This window comes from Kitasatospora sp. NPDC001683, from assembly GCF_053596495.1.
In genome coordinates this window covers 1-4,732 of the sequence record NZ_JBSFGK010000199.1, presented here as the reverse complement: position 1 = coordinate 4,732, position 4,732 = coordinate 1, and the positions used below count along the sequence as shown (strand labels likewise).

Below are 4,732 nucleotides of genomic sequence, written 5' to 3'. Positions count from 1 at the left end.
GGGGGGGGGGTGAACCCCCCCTCCGCCCCCGCCGGCCGCCCGGGGGCCCGCCCCCCCCCCGGGGGCCGGGGGGCGGGCCGGCCGCGCGCCCGGCCCGCCCGCTCCGCGTCAGGGGAGCGCGACCCCGACCGTCGCGGCCCAGATGCTGTCGTTCGAGGCCGTGGGCGCGACGGCGCTGCCCCAGGCCAGGACCAGCCGGTCGGGCGCCAGCGCGGAGAAGCCGAAGGTGTCGCCTGGCCACACCGAGCCGGTCCCGAAGTTCTGCGAGACCTGGACCGGGGCGGAGAGCCAGCCCCGGGTGATCGAGAAGGTCCGCAGGTACTGTGCGTAGCCGCGCGGGTCGCTGCTCGACAGCCAGCCCACGTAGGCGATCCCCGGGGGACCGGCGACGACCTGCATGATGTGCGGGACGTTCAGCGTGTCCGAGGGCACCTGCAGCGGGGTGGACCAGGTCGCCCCGTGGTCCTGGGAGTACGACAGCCACCCGGTGTCGCTGTTCGAACCCTGGGTGTCCCAGGTCGCGTACAGCGTCCCGTCCGGGCCGAGCGCCTCGCTGCCGTCGATCCACCACTCGCTGTTGTTCATCGTCCCGGCGCCGGGGCCGATCCGCACCGGCTGGGACCAGGTCGCGCCGCCGTCGGTGGAGCGGGTCGCGTAGGCGTAGGCGACGGTGAGGTCGTCGGTCGGGACGTTGGTGACGGTGTAGCCCTGGTAGAGCACGTCGATCGAGCCGTCCGGCTCGACCGTGACGGGCGCGCTGTCGGCCCCGCTGTTCGGGTAGCCGGGGCTGATGTGCGACATCGCGCTCCAGGTCCTGCCACCGTCGGTGGACTTCTGCAGGACCGCGTTGACGTCGCCGGTGGCGAAGGAGCAGCTGCCGGACGCCGCGCAGAGGAAGGTCACCGCCGCGGCGCTCGGCCCGTAGTCCCAGGTCAGGTAGAGCGTGCCGTCCGGGCCGGCGGTGATGAAGTCGCGGTCGCCCCAGTCGTTCGCGTCCGGCGGGGTGATCTGGCTGACGGTCTTGAAGCTGGCGCCGCGGTCGGTGCTGACGTCCACCACCGGGTAGGTCTGGCCGGAGCGGGAGACCATGAACGCCACGTAGACCGCGCCGTCGGGCGCGACGGTGACCGCCGGGTCCCAGGACCGGCTGCCGTTCTGTCCGGTGCTGCCGGGCAGCGTGAGCGGTGCGCCGAAGGTGGCTCCGCCGTCCGGCGAGCCCGCGAATCCGATGCCCTTGCAGCCCATCCAGACGTCGTACACGGCGTTCACCGCCGGATCGACGGCCTGGATGGCCTCGGCGTTCTGCCCCGAGCAGGAGGACGAGATGTTCGTCGGGGTGCTGATCGAGTAGGCGGCGGCCGCACGGGCGGCGGGACCTGCCGACGAGGCCTGCGCCGGTCCGGTGGTGAGGGCGAGGACGGTGGCTCCGGCGCAGAGGCCGGCGAGCAGGGATCTGAGCGTGCCGAGACGTGCGCGCACGGGCTGATCTCCTCGGGGTGGAAGGGAGCCTGGGGAACGGGCGTGGGGGTGGCGGGCCGTCAGCCGTGGGGCCGCGTCCCGCCTCCGGACGGATTCCCCCGCCCGTCGATCCCGAAGCCGCGCAGCTGTGGAGACCGCTCGGACGTCGTGTGCGGAGCCGGTTCAGATCCCGGAAAGCCACGCAGGGGTCTTGCGCTGCCCCTGCGTGGCTGGATAGGCACCGGCCGATCCGATCCGCCGATCATCCGACAACGGTCGCCGGTGCGGGAGTTCAGCGCCCCGGGGCGACCCGGCCGAGCAGGTGGAGCAGCCGGTCCAGGGCGTCCTTGGAGTTGGGCTCGGTCAGGTTGACCATCAGCCGGAACGCCACCTTCAGCAGCGCCGGGTGCCCCAGCCCGGCGGCGCCCGCGGCGCCGAGCAGCCGGGGGCGGCCGAGCAGGTCGGCGGCCAGCCGGCCGAGTGCGAAGTAGCCCGCGTAGGCGGAGCGCAGCTTCTGCGGGTAGGCGCGCAGGGCGAGTTCGCGGCCGCGGTCGGTGCGGCGGGCGTGCGCCTGGACGATGGTCTCGGCGGCGTAGCGGCCGGACTCCATCGCGTAGGCGATGCCCTCGCCGGTGCCGGGGCTGACCGTGCCGCCCGCGTCGCCGATCAGCAACAGGCCGTCGGCGTAATGGGGTTGGCGGTTGAGGCCCATCGGGAGGGCGGAGCCGCGGATCGGTTCGGTGACCGCCTCGGGGGTGTAGCCGTAGCCGGGCGGCAGGTCGGCGCACCAGCGCCGCAGCAGGTCCCGCCAGTCGAGGTCGGTCTTGGCGGTGTCGAGGACCCCGAGCCCGACGTTGGCGGTGCCGTCGCCCATGCCGAACACCCAGGCGTAGCCCGGCAGCAGGCGGTGGGCGGGGCCGTTCGGGTCGCGCAGGTCGAGCCAGGCCTCCAGGTAGCGGTCGTCGTGGCGCGGGGTGGTGAAGTAGGTGCGGTAGGCCACGCCCACCGCGCGGTCGGTGCGCCGGTAGCGCTTCATCGCGACGGACAGCCGGGTTGAGTTGCCGTCGGCGGCGACCACGATCGGCGCCCGGTACTCGACGGGCTTGCGCTCCTCGCCCAGTCTGGCGCTGACGCCGGTGATCCGGCCGGTCCGTTCGTCCGTCAACGCGCCCGCCACGTTGGCCCGTTCGACCAGCCGGGCGCCGGCCGCGGCGGCCTTGCGGGCGAGCAGTTCGTCGAAGTCCGCGCGGCGGCGCACCAGTCCGTAGCCCGGGAAGGCGGAGAGCTCGGGCCAGTCGAACTCCAACGAGCGCTGCCCGGAGATCAGCCGCAGGCCCCGGTTGTGCAGCCAGCCGGCCTCCTCGGAGACGTCGATGCCCATGTCGACCAGCTGTTTGACGGTGCGTGGGGTGAGGCCGTCGCCGCAGACCTTCTCGCGCGGGAAGGCGGACTTCTCCAGCAGCAGGACGTCCAGGCCGGTGCGGGCGAGGTGGTAGGCGGCGGTGGAGCCGGCCGGGCCGGCGCCGACCACGATGACGTCAGCGCTGTCCTCGGTCGGGGCGGGCCGCTGCCGCTCCGGTCGCACCTGCTGCTCTGGGCCGGGCATCGAGCACTCCCCCTGGGTCGGATCGGCTGCGGACTCGACCGGTCGCTCACGCGATCGGCCGCACCTGGAACGGAATCGGTGGACTGTCCGGTTCCAGACGGACGATAGAGAACCCCGCCTTCCGCCCGCCGCCCCGACACGCGGACCCGGGTCGCGGACCGGCCAATACCGGCCACCAGCGGGTCGCCGTCGCGCCCGCGCTGCACCTGCGCACCGCTCACCCGCCGCCCGTCGGCGCGGCCGGGGCCGCCGGGATCCGCATGACATGCCTACGGCGCACACGCGTTCAACACAATCGGGTGATCAGATTGTTGCGAGGGACTAGCCGGACTAATCGCTCTCAGTGATGCATTTCGGCCAAACCTCCCTTGCGTAGCGTTTCCCACTACGGGAACTTTTGTGCCCCTCACGTCGTACGACTCCGGCCCCTGGCCCGGCGGCCGACCGAAGGCTCCCTCCCACCCCACAGGCTCGTCCCGGCCTGCCGTTACCCGATGGAAGACGCATGCACATCCGCTCCACCGCCGCACGCTCCCTGGTGGCCGTCCCGACCGCCGCCGCCCTGATGCTGCTCGCCCCCGTCGCGCACGCCGCCGCCGGCGGCAACGGCAACGGCAAGGGCCACCCCGGCAACAACGGCACCGTGAAGATCCACGACGCCGCCACCGGCCAGGAGGACGTGCGCAACGAGCCCAAGGTCTGCACCTTCTACCTGGACTCCTTCGGCTTCGACCCGAACCAGGACGTGCTCTGGGCGATCTTCGACATGAACGACATGACCGAGCCGGTCGTGTACGGCGACATCCCGGTCGACGAGAAGGGCCACATCCGCACCGAGGACATCAACCTGCCGGACGGCCACTACAAGCTGTTCTGGAAGGCCGTCCCGCTGGTCGACGGCGAGCTGCCGGAGCACCCGGACGTCAGCAACCCCAAGCACAAGGTCTTCAAGGTCGACTGCGGCGGCCAGACCCCGGCCCCGACCGGCAAGCCGACCGCCACCGGCAGCCCGACCAAGGCCCCGTCGGCGAGCCCGACCGCCGTGCCGAGCACCACCCCCTCGCACACCCCGGTCCCGTCGCACACCCCGACCCCGTCGCAGACCCCCGCGCCCTCGCACTCGGTCACGCCGCCCGCCACCCCGGCGCCCACCACCCCGGCGACGACTCCGGCCACCACCCCGGCGACCGAGCCGGCCAAGACCCCCGCGCCGACCACCCCGGCCACCACCCCGGCGACCGAGCCCGCGAAGACCCCCGCGCCGACCACCCCGGCCGCCGAGGTCCCGACCGACGCGCCCAGCGACGTCCCGAGCGCCGGCCCGTCCACCCCGCCCACCGCCACCGTCCCGGTGCACCCGGGCACCGGCACCAAGGTCACCCCGGACCAGCCGCTGGTCGTGCCGGCCAAGGTCAGCGTCCCGACCCCGATCCCGGGTGCCTCCGACGGCAAGAAGCTGGCCTCCACCGGTAGCGACGGCACCCTGCTGTACGCGGGCGCCGGCACCGCCCTGCTGGTCGCCGGCGCGGGCGCGGTGGTCTACACCCGCCGTCGCCGCACCTCCTCCTGACGATCCTCAGGAGCCCGCGGCACCACTGAGACCGGGCTGCCGCAGGGGCTGGCCATCGACGCGAGGAGCGGGGTCATCTCCGGCACCGCGGCCGCGAC

At 73.7% G+C, this 4,732-nt stretch carries 3 protein-coding genes; 1 reads left to right on the top strand and 2 read right to left on the bottom strand.

The annotated features are described in order from the left end of the window. Positions 1–108 precede the first annotated feature (108 nt). Together ACWCYO_RS40260 and ACWCYO_RS40255 are read right to left on the bottom strand one after the other, a co-directional pair. Positions 109–1,479: a sialidase family protein gene (locus ACWCYO_RS40260; protein WP_270141032.1), complete on the bottom strand. Its 1,371-nt coding sequence runs from the start codon at positions 1,477–1,479 to the stop codon at positions 109–111. 271 nt (positions 1,480–1,750) lie between these two features. Further along, complete coding sequence (locus ACWCYO_RS40255) at positions 1,751–3,064, bottom strand: geranylgeranyl reductase family protein (RefSeq protein WP_449787005.1); 1,314 nt, start codon at positions 3,062–3,064, stop codon at positions 1,751–1,753. 505 nt (positions 3,065–3,569) lie between these two features. Here ACWCYO_RS40255 and ACWCYO_RS40250 point away from each other — a divergent pair. After that, positions 3,570–4,634, top strand: a complete 1,065-nt coding sequence (locus ACWCYO_RS40250) for an LPXTG cell wall anchor domain-containing protein (RefSeq protein WP_449787004.1) — start codon at positions 3,570–3,572, stop codon at positions 4,632–4,634. Positions 4,635–4,732 lie beyond the last annotated feature (98 nt).